11 protein-coding genes are annotated in these 13,745 nt (G+C 62.8%); 10 read left to right on the top strand and 1 reads right to left on the bottom strand.

Features of this window, described 5'->3' with window-relative positions:
* Positions 1 to 173 precede the first annotated feature (173 nt).
* The 8 genes from R2R70_RS18130 (at position 174) to R2R70_RS18095 (ending at position 9,751) form a co-directional block, all read left to right on the top strand.
* Positions 174 to 1,148: an ABC transporter substrate-binding protein gene (locus R2R70_RS18130; RefSeq protein ID WP_410978667.1), complete on the top strand. Its 975-nt coding sequence runs from the start codon at positions 174 to 176 to the stop codon at positions 1,146 to 1,148.
* A gap of 476 nt (positions 1,149 to 1,624) precedes the next feature.
* On the top strand, positions 1,625 to 2,482 hold the full coding sequence (locus R2R70_RS18125; protein ID WP_410978666.1) for an amino acid ABC transporter ATP-binding protein: 858 nt from the start codon (positions 1,625 to 1,627) through the stop codon (positions 2,480 to 2,482).
* Positions 2,483 to 2,561: 79 nt separating this feature from the next.
* A complete protein-coding gene (locus R2R70_RS18120) occupies positions 2,562 to 3,455 on the top strand; it encodes a transporter substrate-binding domain-containing protein (RefSeq protein ID WP_410978665.1) in 894 nt (297 codons plus the stop codon).
* Positions 3,456 to 3,551: 96 nt separating this feature from the next.
* A complete protein-coding gene (locus tag R2R70_RS18115) occupies positions 3,552 to 4,271 on the top strand; it encodes an ABC transporter permease (RefSeq protein ID WP_410978664.1) in 720 nt (239 codons plus the stop codon).
* A gap of 1 nt (position 4,272) precedes the next feature.
* Positions 4,273 to 5,022 (top strand): ABC transporter permease, encoded by a 750-nt coding sequence (locus R2R70_RS18110; RefSeq protein WP_410978663.1) that lies wholly within the window; start codon positions 4,273 to 4,275, stop codon positions 5,020 to 5,022.
* 326 nt (positions 5,023 to 5,348) lie between these two features.
* The gene (locus R2R70_RS18105; RefSeq protein ID WP_324691166.1) at positions 5,349 to 6,518 is read left to right on the top strand and encodes an iron-containing alcohol dehydrogenase; all 1,170 of its coding nucleotides are present in this window, start codon (positions 5,349 to 5,351) and stop codon (positions 6,516 to 6,518) included.
* Between the two features lie 75 nt (positions 6,519 to 6,593).
* Positions 6,594 to 8,051, top strand: coding sequence for a hypothetical protein (locus R2R70_RS18100; RefSeq protein WP_166019638.1), 1,458 nt, complete (start codon positions 6,594 to 6,596; stop codon positions 8,049 to 8,051).
* A 65-nt stretch (positions 8,052 to 8,116) separates the two neighbouring features.
* Complete coding sequence (locus R2R70_RS18095) at positions 8,117 to 9,751, top strand: sigma-54 interaction domain-containing protein (protein ID WP_410978662.1); 1,635 nt, start codon at positions 8,117 to 8,119, stop codon at positions 9,749 to 9,751.
* Positions 9,752 to 9,908: 157 nt separating this feature from the next.
* Here the strand turns inward: R2R70_RS18095 and R2R70_RS18090 are convergent, their stop codons facing one another.
* Positions 9,909 to 10,586, bottom strand: a complete 678-nt coding sequence (locus R2R70_RS18090; RefSeq protein ID WP_107335663.1) for a TetR/AcrR family transcriptional regulator — start codon at positions 10,584 to 10,586, stop codon at positions 9,909 to 9,911.
* Between the two features lie 244 nt (positions 10,587 to 10,830).
* Between R2R70_RS18090 and R2R70_RS18085 the strand changes: the two genes are divergently transcribed.
* Both R2R70_RS18085 and R2R70_RS18080 read left to right on the top strand, forming a co-directional pair.
* Positions 10,831 to 11,958 (top strand): HlyD family secretion protein, encoded by a 1,128-nt coding sequence (locus tag R2R70_RS18085; protein WP_107335662.1) that lies wholly within the window; start codon positions 10,831 to 10,833, stop codon positions 11,956 to 11,958.
* 2 nt (positions 11,959 to 11,960) lie between these two features.
* A complete protein-coding gene (locus tag R2R70_RS18080) occupies positions 11,961 to 13,562 on the top strand; it encodes a DHA2 family efflux MFS transporter permease subunit (protein WP_410978661.1) in 1,602 nt (533 codons plus the stop codon).
* Positions 13,563 to 13,745 lie beyond the last annotated feature (183 nt).

Raw genomic sequence — 13,745 nt, 5'->3', positions numbered from 1 at the left:
TTGAATCAATCTCTTGCGACGCAGTCAGCGACGCAGCAGGGCGGAGAAGACACAAGCACCGACAACGACAGCGTCGTGAGCGACGGACACGCACGACGACCGCCATATACGAAGCCTTTCAGCCCCGACAACAACAAGGCCCGGCGCGACCGGAACCGACAAGGAAAGACACGATGACCACCACCCCGTACCCCCTGACACCTACGACGAAGCACGGCGCCCGCCGTGGCCTGCTTGCCCTCGCGACCCTGCTGCTCGGCACGGCTAGCCTGGCAGCCTCGGCCCAGGACAAGGATGACGAGCTGACGCTGATCGTGCCGCCGTGGCCCGGCGTCACCGTCAAGAGCGAGATCGTCGCCCAGATCCTCGCTCCGCTGGGTTACGACGTGGAGCGACAGGAAGTCAGCTCCACCGTCGGCTACAACACCCTGACCACCGGCGACAGCGACGCCTTCCTCGCTGGCTGGCTGCCTGCTCAGAAAGACAGTTATGACGCGGCCATGGCCGCCGGCGCGATCACCGATCTCGGCAACAACGTCACCGGCGCCCGCATGGGCTTCGCGGTGCCAGGCTATGTCTACGAGGCTGGCATCCACAGCGCCGCGGACCTTGCCGCCCACGCCGAGCAATTCGACGAGACCGTCTACTCCATCGAAAGCGGCTCCACCGTCAGCGACATGCTCAATGGCGCCATCGACAATGATGTCTATGGCCTGGGCGACTGGGATGCGATGGAGTCCTCGACGCCCGGCATGCTCAGCGAGGTACGTGCCGCCCAGCGCGAGCAACGCTGGATCGCCTTCTACGGCTGGACACCGCACTGGATGGTGCCGGAATTCGACACCCATATCCTGGCAGATCCGGAGTCGGTGTTCGGCCCCGACAATGGCGCCAGTGACGTCAAGACCGTCGTGCGCACCGCCTACGCCGAAGCCAATCCCAACCTCGCCCGCTTCCTCGATCAGCTGGTCTTCAGCTCCGAAGAGCAGAGCGGCTTCATCCTCGATTACAGCCTGAAGGAGCGTGACCTCGATGAGGTGGCGCACGACTGGCTGGCCGCCAACCCGGACCGGCTGGCGGAATTTCTCGCCGACGTGACCACGCGCGATGGCGAGGATGCCTTGCCCGCCGTGAAGGCCAGCCTGTGAGGCTGACCTAGCCTTGCTGCCGCCTTGACGGCGTGGGCGGGCGCCGAGGAATGGCTCCCGCCCACGGCCTCTTGCAGAGCGTGACCCGTCGCGGAGCGGGGCCTTTGTGTATCGCTCTCTGTTCTCTGCGCTCTGCTCTGGCTTTCGTTCAGGCCACGTCGCGTCCAGGACGCGCAATCCGTGAACCACGACCCTGCTTGCCATGCCTCTGGCGTGGAAAGTCGCAATGTGGAACGCCTCTTGCTATACAAGTGTATCAATAGTCGTTCGCTCGATTGCAGCTCGATCGCCGATTGCGCAGCCCGCAGCGGCAAGACAGGCGTCATCCGCGCATCGTCCGTCAGGCCCGGCAGCATCACGCCGCACCAGCAGGGTGCGTCACGCCGCTAGCGGCTGCACGATCGCCCATTTCACGCCAGCCACAGCCACCCACTTGTGAGTCGCTCATGACTATCTCGCCCTCGAACGTATCTCCCATGACCCGCTCGAAGAATGCAGACAGTGACGGCATCTCCCAGCCTCAGCAGGCGCGCCCGGACGGCCAGGCAAGGCCCGTGCGCGCTGCCTCGAATCGGGTCGTCGTCGAAGCCAGCAACATCGTCAAGCACTACGGTGATCTGGCGGTGCTGCACGACGTGTCCTTGCGCGTGAAGGAAGGCACCGTCACCACCATCATCGGCGCCAGTGGCTCCGGCAAGAGCACCTTGCTGCGCTGCATGAACCTGCTCGAGCGCCCCGACCGGGGCGAGCTGTCGATTGCCGATGAGCATGTGCGCTTCGACCGCGATAGCCGTGGCGGCCTCATCGGGCTGGATCGTCGGCAGATCCAGCGCCTGCGCTCCAAGGTCACCATGGTCTTCCAGCAGTTCAATCTGTGGCCGCACCTGACCGTGCTCGGCAATGTCACCGAGGCGCCGATGCGCGTGAAGGGCATGTCACGCCGCGAGGCGACGCGTATCGCGGAGCACTATCTGGAACGTGTCGGCATGCTGGAGCGCGCCGACAGCTATCCGGCCTTTCTCTCCGGCGGCCAGCAGCAACGGGTCGCGATCGCGCGAGCGCTGGCGATGGAGCCGCGCGTGCTGCTCTTCGATGAGCCGACCTCGGCGCTGGACCCGGAGCGGGTCAGTGAAGTGCTCGGCGTCATCCGCAGCCTCGCCGATGAGGGCCGCACCATGCTGATGGTGACCCACGAGATGGCCTTCGCCAGAGAAGTCTCCGATCAAATCGTGTTCCTCGATGAGGGCAGGGTTGGCGTGGCCGGAAGCTCGGCGGAGGTCTTCGAGCAGACCGAGCACGAGCGCTGCCGCCGCTTCATCGCACCGGCCGCCTGAGCTCCGCCTGTATCACCCCGGCATGGACCTCCCCGCCATGACGTAGATGGACCCACAACAACAGCCAGGAGATGGCCTGATGACCTTGATGAACGATGCTGGATTCGCTGCCAAGACACCTTCACTGACCGCGCGCGAAACGCGTTCTGCCTCTGCTTCCACTTCCACCTCTGCTCCCACCTCTGCGCTGCGCAAGCTGGCCGGCGCCCTGATGATGGGGGGACTGACACTGGGTGGACTGACGCTGGGCGCCGCTCAGGTACACGCCGCCGACACCCTCAAGATCGGTATCTCCGCGGAACCTTACCCGCCTTTCACCTACACCTCCGCCAGCGGCGAGTGGACCGGCTTCGAGGTCGAACTGGCCGAGGCGATCTGTGACGCCATGCAGCGTGAGTGCGAGATCACCCCGACCGGCTGGAGCGGCATCATCCCCTCGCTGAAGGCCGGCCGCATCGACATGATCATGAATTCGATGACCATCACCAAGGCCCGCGAGAAGGTCATCGACTTCAGCATCCCCTACTACAACTCGCCCGGTGCCTACGTGGCCGCCAAGGATCTAGAGCTCGAGATACCGGACGGCCTCGACGGCAAGATTCTCGGCACCCAGGCGGCGACCACCCACGCCAACTTCGCGCGTCGAGCGCTGCGCAGCACCGGCGTCGATGTGCGTCTCTATGACCAGCAGGAGCAGGTCAACAGTGACCTGCTGTCCGGGCGCGTGGACGTGATTCTGGCCGACGAGATCGCCATGAGCGCACTGGTCAAGCGTGACGAGGCCAGCAACTTCGAGATCAAGGCGACCACACCTCAGCACGAGGCCTACGGCATCGGTGCCGGTGTCGGGGTGCGCAAGGAAGATGGCGCGCTGAAAGAGGCGCTCGATGGCGCCATCCATCAGGTCTATGCGGACGGCACCTGCACGGTGCTCTCGAACAAGTACTTCGATACCGACGTCTGCCTGGGCTGAGCCTGCGCGTGCTGGCCAGCCGGCCGAGGTCGCCCGGTCAGCACGCCTCGCGTATCGCATCCGCCATTTCCTACTGATACGAGAAGGACGCTGTTCATGTCCCAGTTCGCCCAGGAAGGGCTCGCCGATTGGGCGGCCCCGATACTCGCCGGCGCCGTCACCACCCTGCAGATCGCCTTCGCCGCCTACGCCATCGGCTTGCTGCTCGGGCTGGTGGGGGCGGCGTCACGACTCAGCCCCTGGGCGCCGCTGCGCGTGCTGGCCACCAGCTATTCGACGGCCGTGCGTGCGGTGCCGGAACTGCTGCTGATCATCCTGCTGTATTACGGCGGCTCCCAGGCACTCACCGCCCTGATGAACGCGCTGGGTGTCGCGGGAAAGATCGAGATCAGCGGCTTCGTCACCGCCGTCGGCGTCCTGGCCTTCGTGCAGGGCGCCTACATGACCGAAGTCTTCCGTGGCGCCATCCTGGCCATTCCCAAGGGCCAGCTGGAAGCGGCCGATGCCTACGGCTTCTCGCCCATGGCGCGCTTTCGCTACATCACGTTGCCGGGCATGTTGCCCAACGCACTGCCGGGCATGTCCAACCTGTGGCTGATTCTGATCAAGGACACCGCCCTGATCAGCGTCATCGGCTTCAGCGAGCTGTTCTTCACCGTGCAGCAGGCGGCCGCCAGCTCGCGCGCCTATTTCCTGTTCTACAGCGTGGCGGGGCTGCTCTATCTGCTGATGACCCTGACCTCGAGCGCCGTGTTCAGTCGTCTGGAGCGCTACGTGCGCCGCGGCGAACCCGATATTTCAGCCCAGGAGGCGTGACATGGATTTCAGCTGGTTATCGGACCCCTACTATCAGGAATCACTGTGGACAGGACTGATCAACACCCTGGTGCTGCTGGTGGTGTCGGCCGTGCTCGGCTTCACGCTGGCGGTCGGCATGGCGATGGCGCGCATCAAGGGCCCCAGGCCTCTCGCCTGGCTGGCCAGCGGCGTTTCCATCGTGATGCGCGGCACGCCCCTGCTGGTGCAGCTGTTCTTCTTCTATTACGGCATCGGCCGGCTGCTGGAAGGCATTCCCGGCATTCGCGAGAGCATGTTCTGGGGCATCCTGCGTGATCCGTTCTTCTACGCCACCCTGACCTTCACCCTCTCGGTGGGCGCCTACTCCGGTGAAGTCCTGCGCGGGGCACTGCTCAGCGTGCCGCCGGGCGAGCGGGAAGCGGGGCGCGCCTTCGGCATGGGGCCGTTTCAGGTCTTCAGTCGCCTGTGGCTGCCGCGCGCCATCCAGCTGTGCCTGCCGACCCTGACCGGCGAGATGATCCTGCTGCTCAAGTCGGTGCCGCTGGTCTCGACGATCGCCATGATGGACCTGCTGCAGGTCGCCAACATCATCCGCGACGAGAACTTCCTCACCTACGAGCCGCTGCTGTTCATAGGCGCCATCTACCTCGTGCTGACCATCCTGCTGACCCTGTGCCTGCGCCAGGTCGAACTCAACTTCCCCGGCGTACGCGCCCAGGCACGCAGCGGCGGGTGGTTGACGCGGCTGCGCCAGCCAAGGCCCGCCTGAGGCCACTCGCCTGGCGGGCATCGCTCACTTTCTGCGGGGTGCGCTTCTGGTCATCCGCATACTTTTCGGTATAGGCAATCCACGCCGACTGCACAGCATGATAGGCATCGTCTCTGATTCCATAGGGAATCCAGTTGGCGCTTATTTGATGCGATATAGAATCACCTCTAGACCATTGGTGTAGCGACCTTGGGAGGGTGGTTGAAAATAATGTTAGTAATATCAGTAGGTTGTAAGGTGAATGGTGCTGGCATGGCGCTTGCTATCCACAGTGACAAGAGACGCGGTCAGCGGATTCATCTCGTCACTCACCAAAGGATATCGCCATGAGTATCGCCAGCTTCAAATCTGCCAATCGTCTGATCACCGGACAACAAGCCTCGACTCGTCTTGCTGAGGAGGTCATGCGACTTGGCATGCATTCGCCGATGTTGGTCACTGACCCTGGTGTACTGGGGTCCGGAACACTGGAGCCGATCAAGGCTCAATTGGATGACCTCAAGTCCAGGGGACACCTGACGGACTATCGCATCTTCAGTGATGTCAGCGCCGAACCTGAAGTGCATATCGTCGAGGACTGCATGAGCAGCTACCGCGAGGGGGGCTGCGATAGCCTGATCGCGGTAGGCGGTGGCAGTGCGATGGATATCGCCAAATGCGTGGCGGTGTATGCCACCCATGATGGTGATCTCGAGAGTCTGTTTGGCGAGAACAAGGCGCGTGTCCGCGGAGCGCCACTTATCGCCATGCCGACGACATCAGGCACCGGGTCCGAGGTGACCAACATCGGGATTCTGTCTGATACCGAAGCGAGGATGAAGAAAGGCATCGTCAATGATTACTTGCTGCCAGATGTCGCCATCGTTGCCCCGGAGCTGACGGTGAGCTGCCCCCGCCATGTCACTGCCGCCAGCGGTGTCGATGCGCTCGTCCACGCCATCGAAGCCTATCTTTCCAATTTCGCCACGCCGATCACCGATGCACTGGCCATCAAGGCCATGCGCCTGATCATCAAGGCCTTGCCCAAGGCCTATGCCAATCCTGCCGATCTCAAGGCGCGTGAAGACATGGCGACTGGCAGTCTGCTGGCCGGGATGGCGTTCGGTAATGCCGGTGTCGGGGCGGTGCACGCCCTGGCCTATCCGTTGGGAGGGCGCTACCACCTGCCACATGGCGTGACCAATGCGCTGCTGTTGCCCCACGTGATGCGCTGGAATGCATTGGCTTGTGTCGAGCGCTTCCGAGATATTGCGGAGGCCCTCGATACATCACATCGCAAGCTCAAGGATGAAGCGACTGCCGAACTGGTCGTCGAGCGACTACATAAGCTATGTCGTGATGTGGACATCCCCAGCGGCCTGCGCCATTTCGACATCCCCGAAGAGGACATCCCCTCTCTTGCGGCAGATGCCTTCAAGGTCGAACGCCTGCTGCGCAACAATCCACGTCAGCTCAGCCAGGCCGATATCGAAAGTATCTATCGCGCGGCCTACTGAAGCGCTGAATCTCCTTTCTGAACACCATCTCCACCACAGGTGAAGATGCATAACGATAACAACAGGAACGCCATCATGAGCCACTGGAAAACCCGCCAGCCCGGTGAGGAAAGCCCCTACTTCGCGCTGGGGCCCTTCAAGATTCGTCTTCCCTTCCTGCACTACCGTTTCGAGCTGCCCGACTACCTGCAAGGGCTGTTGATGTGCGCGGTGGATCTCGCCGCCATCCCGTTGATGACGGAGCTCCTGGGCATGCCGTTCGAGGCCGCACTGGCCATCGTGATGCTCAATGGTCTGCTGTATCTGGTTCACCACCTGCTGGGCGACCCGGTCATTCCCGGCTGGATCACGCCTGCCATTCCACTGTTGATGGCTTATGTGGCGACCTTCCCGGAGGGGGAGACGCGGGTGCATGCCTTGATTGCCTTCCAGCTGATGCTCGGGATACTGGCCATCGTGCTCGGGCGAACGGGGCTGGCCAGCAAGGTGGTCAACATGATCCCCTCGGCGATCAAGGCTGGCATCATCATGGGCGCGGGGTTGGCCGCAATCAGCGTGGTCTTCAAGGAAGGCGGGCGTTTCGACACTTATCCCATCACCATCAGCATCGCGGTAGGTCTGGCTTTCTACATCATCTTCTCGCGTCATTTCGCCAAGCTGAAGACCACGAATCCGTTCTGGAGCAATCTCGGCAAGCTGGGCATCTTCCCGATCATCCTGCTGGCGATCGTCGTCGCTCCGCTGGTGGGCGAGGCCGCATGGCCTGATGTGCAGTGGGGCTTCAGCCAACCTGATTTCGTGACCATGTTCAGCCAGTACACTGTCTTCGGTGTCGGCTTGCCGCCGCTATCGATGTTCCTGACGGCGCTGCCGACCGTGCTGGCTGCCTATATCGTGCTGTTCGGCGATGTTCTGCAGTCCAAGGCACTGGTCGAGGAAGCTGATGAGTCCCGCCCCGACGAGAAGATCGACTACGACGCCAACCGTGCACACATGATCTTCGGCGGGCGCAATACACTGATGAGTCTCTTCGGCCCGGACGTCACCATGTGTGGCCCGCTGTGGGCTGCCATGCAAGTGGTGGTGGTCGAACGCTACAAGGAAGGCAAGCAGGCGATGCATTCGCTGTTCGGTGGCTCGGGCTCATTCCGCTGGGGCACCAACACCGGTCTGCTGTTGCTGCCCATCGTCAGTCTGGTCCAGCCCATCCTGGGGATAGCATTGGCACTGACGCTGTTGATCCAGGGCTATGTCAGCGTGCGCTTGGGCATTCTGGAAGCGCGTAGCCAGCGCGACCTGGGCATTGCCGGGGTGATCGCCGCCGTACTGGTCATCAAGGGGGCTGCCTGGGCCTTCGGGATCGGCATTGCGCTGTGTCTGCTGATCTACGGCAAGCGCTTCTTCTCCGGCGAGATCGATGAGACCTTCAGCCGTGATATCGGCAAGTCAGATATCGCGCCGGCCGACAGCAAGACAGCAAGCCTGTCCTCGACAGGTGCCGCTTCGACAGACTCCCCGACGTCCTCGCATTGACGTATCGTGACCCCATGTCCCCCCGCCGCCTGAGCGCGCGGGGGTTTCTGCCGGGGGAGTCGTCAATGCAGAACGTGGAGCAGGATCTCAGACTTGAAGCAGCGCTGGCGTTGCTGGAGCGCCAGTCACTGGAGGCCGTCAAGGTCATCGATACACGTGGTGAGGTTATCGGTGTCTTGACGCGTCAGGAGGTGGAGTCCGCCGCGGAACTCAAGGAACGCCTCGCGCTCTCCAATCAGCGGGGCAGCTCAACCGGGAAGAATGCCACGGAGGTTGGCGCGGATCCGGCGTCTGATCTGCTGGCTCAGGTACCGACCCAGCGTTTGCTGGATGCCCTGCATGACGGTGTCTATATCACCGATGGGCGTGGCGTGACCGTCGCCATCAATCAGGCCTATGAGCGTATTACCGGGCTCAAGCGCAGTGACGTGCTGGGGCATCACATGCAGGAGCTGGTGCGCCGGGGGTATATCTCCAAGTCGGTGTCATTGGAGGTCATCCGTGACGGCAAGCCCGTCACCCTCGTGCAGAGTCTGCGCGATGGCCGCAAGATATTGGTCAGCGGTCTCCCGATGTTGGCCCACGACGGCACCTTGAGCCATGTGGTCACCAGCGTGCGCGATATCACCGAGCTGCTGCGCGCCAAGCATGCACAGGAGCAGTTGCGCCAACTGCACTCTCTGCATGACACCTACAGCGTCAGCTCCGGGACGGATGAACAGTCGCTGGAGTTGGTGACCAGTGACGCTACTGCCGACTGTTTCGCGTTGGCGGAACGCGTGGCTGCCACTGATGTGAAGGTGTTGATTCAGGGCGAGACGGGAACGGGCAAGACGCTGCTGGCCCGCTATCTTCACGAGCACAGCACGCGTGCCGAGGGGGTATTCCTTGAGCTCAACTGTGCTGCCTTGCCGGAAGGGCTGCTGGAAGCCGAGTTGTTCGGCTATGCGCCTGGCGCCTTCACCGGTGCAAACGCACGTGGCAAGCAGGGGCTTCTGGACGTCGCCAATGGTGGCACGCTCTTCCTGGATGAGATCGGTGATCTGCCGCTTTCATTGCAGGCCAAGTTGTTGAAGGTCGTCGAGGAGCAGCGTTTCATGCCTGTCGGCGGGACAGAGCTTCGGCGCACCAACGTCCGTCTGCTGACCGCCTCACATCATGATCTGGCTGCTCGGGTGAAGGAGGGGCGCTTCCGGGAAGACCTCTACTATCGCCTGAGTGTCGTGCCCATCACGCTGCCACCGCTGCGTGAGCGGCGCAGCGAAGTGATCCCGCTGCTGCAGCATTACCTCCGCCATTTCTGTCAGCGTCATGCACTGGTCCGGCGCCTTGATCCTGAAGTGCTCGAGCTACTGGGCGGCCATGCATGGCCCGGGAATATCCGTGAGTTGATCAATCTAGTGGAGCGCCTCGTGGTGACCACCACCAGCGAGTTGATCACATCCGATGTCCTGCCGGCAGAGTATCTTGCGGCGCATGCCAGTGCAGGGTGGGATGACTCGATGATGCTCGGCGCGATAACCGCCCCGGAGGATGGCACACCGGAGCGCACGCTGAAGGAACATATCGAAGCTCTGGAGCGGCGCTTGATCGAGCAAGCCCTGGAGAAGCACCGCACCACTCGCGCTGCGGCGGCATCGCTGGGGATCAACCAGTCGACGCTGGTCAAGAAGATGCAGAAGTTCACCCACACGCCCTGAAGCCGGCAGTGCTGCCCGGGCTTCTCTCATCCTCGACCCTCGCTTTTCGCCTCTTCAATCCTCCCTAGATGAGCGTGTACCCGCTTTCCTTTCACAGCTTGTCCCTCAGGCACCGAAACCTGCCAGCTCTCAACTTGCCCCGAAGCCAGCAAGCTTTCTAACTTGCTCCGAAGCCGGCAAGAAAGACGCGCACGCAGCGTCTGACATGTGGGCGGAGTTGTTCCGGGCTTGCGGTATCGGGTGGGCAGCCGAGCAGGGCGTCGACATGCAGCGGGTTGAGCAGCATGCCGGTGAGCAGGTTGGCGGCGGCCAGTGGTTCCTGGCCGAGGCCGGTGGACGGCAGGTGGCCCTGGGCGACCTGACGCGACAGGTAGCCTGCCAGGCGTTGTCGGGTCAGCTTGGGGCCGTTGTCGAGGAACAGCTTGCCGAGCTGCGGGTTGCGGCCGCTTTCGAAGGCGAGGCCACGGAACAGGCGGATCAGTTCCGGCGCGAGGGCCAGCGCCAGCATCGCCATGCCGAAGTCTTCCAGCGCTTCCTCGACACTGCGTGTCTCATTGGCTTCGTGGTCCATCACCGACCACACCGTCTGCGCCTCCTGCTGCATCACGGCCAGAAACAGGCCGTCCTTGTTGCCGAAATTACGATACAGCGTTGCCAGTGATCCGCCGGCCTGCCTGGCGATCTCATTGATGCTGGTCGCGGCGAAGCCGTGTTCGAGGAAATGTTCGCGCGCGACTTCCAGCTGGCGTTTGCGGCGTGCTTCCCCGCGCGGTGAGGCGCGAGTCGTGGTGCTTCCCGAGTCAGGGGCGGTCTCTGATGAGGGCGAATCAGTCATGTGAGTGTCCTGTCTGTGATCCGGAAACCGCCTGAAACAGGCAAGGTTGCGATATTGCGAACGAGAGACGCTGTCTGTCGAAACTGTCGGGGCTGCCTCAAGGAAGTGTAGTATTTATTACACTTTGTGGCGATGCAAGATGACAGCCGTGGCCTGAGCGCTCGCAAGCGCCGTGGCCGCCTCATCCGCAGCGTCAGACAGATTACACGCCTGTCACCGACAGGCAGCAAGAGAGAGTCGCCGAATGAACAAGGCAGGCAAGGGTGTCGTGGCACTCATCGTGGTGGCGGGCGTGATCGCTGGCGGAGTGGTGGGGGTCGAATGGTGGCAGGTCGGGCGCTTCATGCAGGAGACCGACAACGCCTATGTGCGCACCGACAGCGTCGCGGTGCGCTCCGAGATCACCGCGCGGGTGACGCGCATGCTGGTGCATGACAACCAGCCGGTGAAGAAGGGGCAGTTGCTGGTGCAGCTGGATGACGAAGATGCCAGGGCCAATCTGGACCAGGCCAGTGCCGCCCTGGACAACGCCCGTACCGGGGAAGTCCAGGCCGAGCGTCAGCTGGACCTGCAAGGCGCGAAGATCGACGAGGCCAAGGCCGCGCTGGCCTCGGCCAAGGCCGAACGCGATCAGGCGGCGCTGCACCTCAAGCGCTCCAGAAGTCTGGAGAGCCGCAGCTACGCCTCGCGTCAGTCCTATGAAGATGACCAGGTGACCATGCGCACCGCCGAGGCGAGCGTTGCCCAGAAGCAGGCCGCGCTGGTGTCTGCCCGGCAGCAGCTTGAGGTCTACAAGGCGCAGCTGGAGTCGGCGCGTGCCCAGGTGGTGTCAGCGGCGGCGGATCTCGCCTACGCGCGCCACCAGCTGGAGAAGACCTCGATCTACGCGCCGCAGGATGGCGTGGTCGGCAATCGCAGTGTCGAGGTGGGCACCATGGCCAGCGCCTCGTTGACCCTGATGCAGCTGGTGCCGGTGAAGAGCGCCTATGTGGTGGCCAACTACAAGGAAACCCAGACCGAGCGCATGCGCGTCGGCCAGCCGGTCAGTCTCGAGGTGGATGCCTACCCGGACATCGAGTTTGAGGGCGTGGTGGACAGCCTGGCGCCGGCGACCGGCACCGAGTTCAGCCTGCTGCCGACCGACAACGCCACCGGCAACTTCAACAAGATCGTCCAGCGTGTGCCGGTGCGCATTCGCCTGACCGGCCCAGCGGATGCGCTGCCGCGTCTGCGCGCCGGTCTGTCGGTCATCCCCAGCGTCGATACACGAGAGCTTTCGGACACCGGCACCTATGCCGTCGATAGCCTCTCCAGGGACGTCATCGCGCCCGATGCCGCGCAGGTCGCTAGCGCTGATCGCGGAGCGCAGTAAGCATGGCCGAGACGACTCAGTCCTCGGCCCAGACCCCGAGACAGCCTCCGAGCCAGCCCCCGGCGGGCACCGCCAGTGACATGCCGACGCGCCGCCAGCAGATCGGCTTCGTGGCCGCGGTGTTCGGCATGTTCATGGCGATTCTGGATATCCAGATCGTGTCCAGCTCGCTCAACGAGCTGCAGGCGGGCCTGGCCGCCAGTCAGGACCAGATCTCCTGGGTGCAGACCAGCTACCTGATCGCCGAGATCGTGATGATTCCGCTCTCCGGCATGCTGGCGCGCATCTTCTCGACGCGGCTGGTGCTGACCGTCTCGGCGCTGGGCTTCACGCTGGCGAGTCTGGGCTGTGCGCTCTCGACCTCGCTGGAAGCCCTGATCGTGCTGCGCGCGGTCCAGGGCTTCATGGGCGGGGCGATGATTCCGCTGACCCAGGCGGCCAGCTTCTCGATCTTCCCGCGCCGCATGATGGGCAGCATCCAGGCGGTGATCGGCCTGGTGGCGACCATGGCGCCCTCCATCGGGCCGTCCGTCGGCGGCTACATCACCGAATACATGAGCTGGCATTGGCTGTTTCTGGTCAATCTGGTGCCGGGCATCATCGTGGCGACACTGGTGTGGCGCAATCTGGAGATCGACAGCGGCGACCGCGGTCTGCTCAGTCGTCTGGATACGCTGGGCCTGGCGCTGATGGCGGTCTTTCTCGGCAGCCTCGAATTCGTGCTCGAGGAGGGGCCCGGCGATGACTGGTTCGCCAGTTCGTTGATCCTGTTCTGGAGCGTGGTGTGTACGGTGGCGGCGGTCGGCTTCTTCTGGCGCGTGCTGACGACCAGCAACCCCATCGTCGACCTGCGGGTATTCAGGGACCGCAACTTCGCGCTGGGGGCGATCATCGGCTTCTGGATCGGCGTGGTGCTCTACGGGCTGGTCTATCTGGTGCCGCTGTTTCTCGGCTCGATTTCCGGCTTCTCCAGCGTGCAGATCGGGCAGGTGATGTTCGTCAGCGGCGTGGTGATGTTCCTGATGGCGCCGGTGGCGGGCAAGCTTTCCGATCGCATCGACCTGCGCCTGATGCTGTGCATCGGCCTGGTGCTGACCGGTCTCGGCACCGGCATGAACGTGCACCTGACCTCGGACTCGGGCTTCGATGACTTCTTCTGGCCGCAGGTGATCCGCGGCGCGGGCCAGATCATGGTGCTGCTGTCGGCCTCTCGGCTGGCGATGGGGCGTCTGGCGCCCCACGAGATAGGCAACGGCAGTGGCCTGTTCAACGTCATGCGCAACCTGGGCGGCGCGGTGGGGCTGGCGCTGATCGACACCATCCGCGAGCTGCGTGAGGACTATCACTGGAACCAGATGATCGGGGCCATCGACCAGAGCCGTCAGGTGGTGATCGATCAGCTGGCAAGCTATCAGTCGACCTTCGCGGGGCTGGCTGATCCATGGCAGGCCGGTGTGCAGATGATCGCCCAGCGCATCAGCATCCAGGCCGAGGTGCTGGCCTTCGACAATATCTTCCTGTGGCTGGGCGCGGTCTATGTGGTGGGCAGTGTCGTGGTGATCGCCTTCCGTCACCCAGGAGGAGAAAGTGAGAATAATGATTGAAAGAGGTTAGAGTATAAAGTGTAGAATTATATATATGAGATTTTTATTGCATTGTCAGCTTCTTGATTATAGTTTATGTGGTCTATATTTCACAGCTTTAATATGGGGGCGGATGCAGGCTCTGAGTGCAACACCCTATTGAATTGAGGGTGGTGCTTCATTGTGCTTTGCCATCAGTTCATT

It is taken from the genome of Cobetia sp. SIMBA_158 (genome assembly GCF_046566945.1).
GTDB lineage: Bacteria > Pseudomonadota > Gammaproteobacteria > Pseudomonadales > Halomonadaceae > Cobetia > Cobetia amphilecti.
The sequence above is the reverse complement of the archived record's forward strand: the minus strand, read 5'-3'. Positions and strand labels throughout refer to the sequence as shown.

Excerpts from the sequence above, each read along its gene's own strand:
- R2R70_RS18130 (WP_410978667.1), top strand. The coding sequence starts at position 174 with ATGACCACCACCCCGTACCCCCTGACACCTACGACGAAGCACGGCGCC.
- R2R70_RS18125 (WP_410978666.1), top strand. The coding sequence starts at position 1,625 with ATGACCCGCTCGAAGAATGCAGACAGTGACGGCATCTCCCAGCCTCAG.
- R2R70_RS18120 (WP_410978665.1), top strand. The coding sequence starts at position 2,562 with ATGACCTTGATGAACGATGCTGGATTCGCTGCCAAGACACCTTCACTG.
- R2R70_RS18115 (WP_410978664.1), top strand. The coding sequence starts at position 3,552 with ATGTCCCAGTTCGCCCAGGAAGGGCTCGCCGATTGGGCGGCCCCGATA.
- R2R70_RS18110 (WP_410978663.1), top strand. The coding sequence starts at position 4,273 with ATGGATTTCAGCTGGTTATCGGACCCCTACTATCAGGAATCACTGTGG.
- R2R70_RS18105 (WP_324691166.1), top strand. The coding sequence starts at position 5,349 with ATGAGTATCGCCAGCTTCAAATCTGCCAATCGTCTGATCACCGGACAA.
- R2R70_RS18100 (WP_166019638.1), top strand. The coding sequence starts at position 6,594 with ATGAGCCACTGGAAAACCCGCCAGCCCGGTGAGGAAAGCCCCTACTTC.
- R2R70_RS18095 (WP_410978662.1), top strand. The coding sequence starts at position 8,117 with ATGCAGAACGTGGAGCAGGATCTCAGACTTGAAGCAGCGCTGGCGTTG.
- R2R70_RS18090 (WP_107335663.1), bottom strand. The coding sequence starts at position 10,586 with ATGACTGATTCGCCCTCATCAGAGACCGCCCCTGACTCGGGAAGCACC.
- R2R70_RS18085 (WP_107335662.1), top strand. The coding sequence starts at position 10,831 with ATGAACAAGGCAGGCAAGGGTGTCGTGGCACTCATCGTGGTGGCGGGC.
- R2R70_RS18080 (WP_410978661.1), top strand. The coding sequence starts at position 11,961 with ATGGCCGAGACGACTCAGTCCTCGGCCCAGACCCCGAGACAGCCTCCG.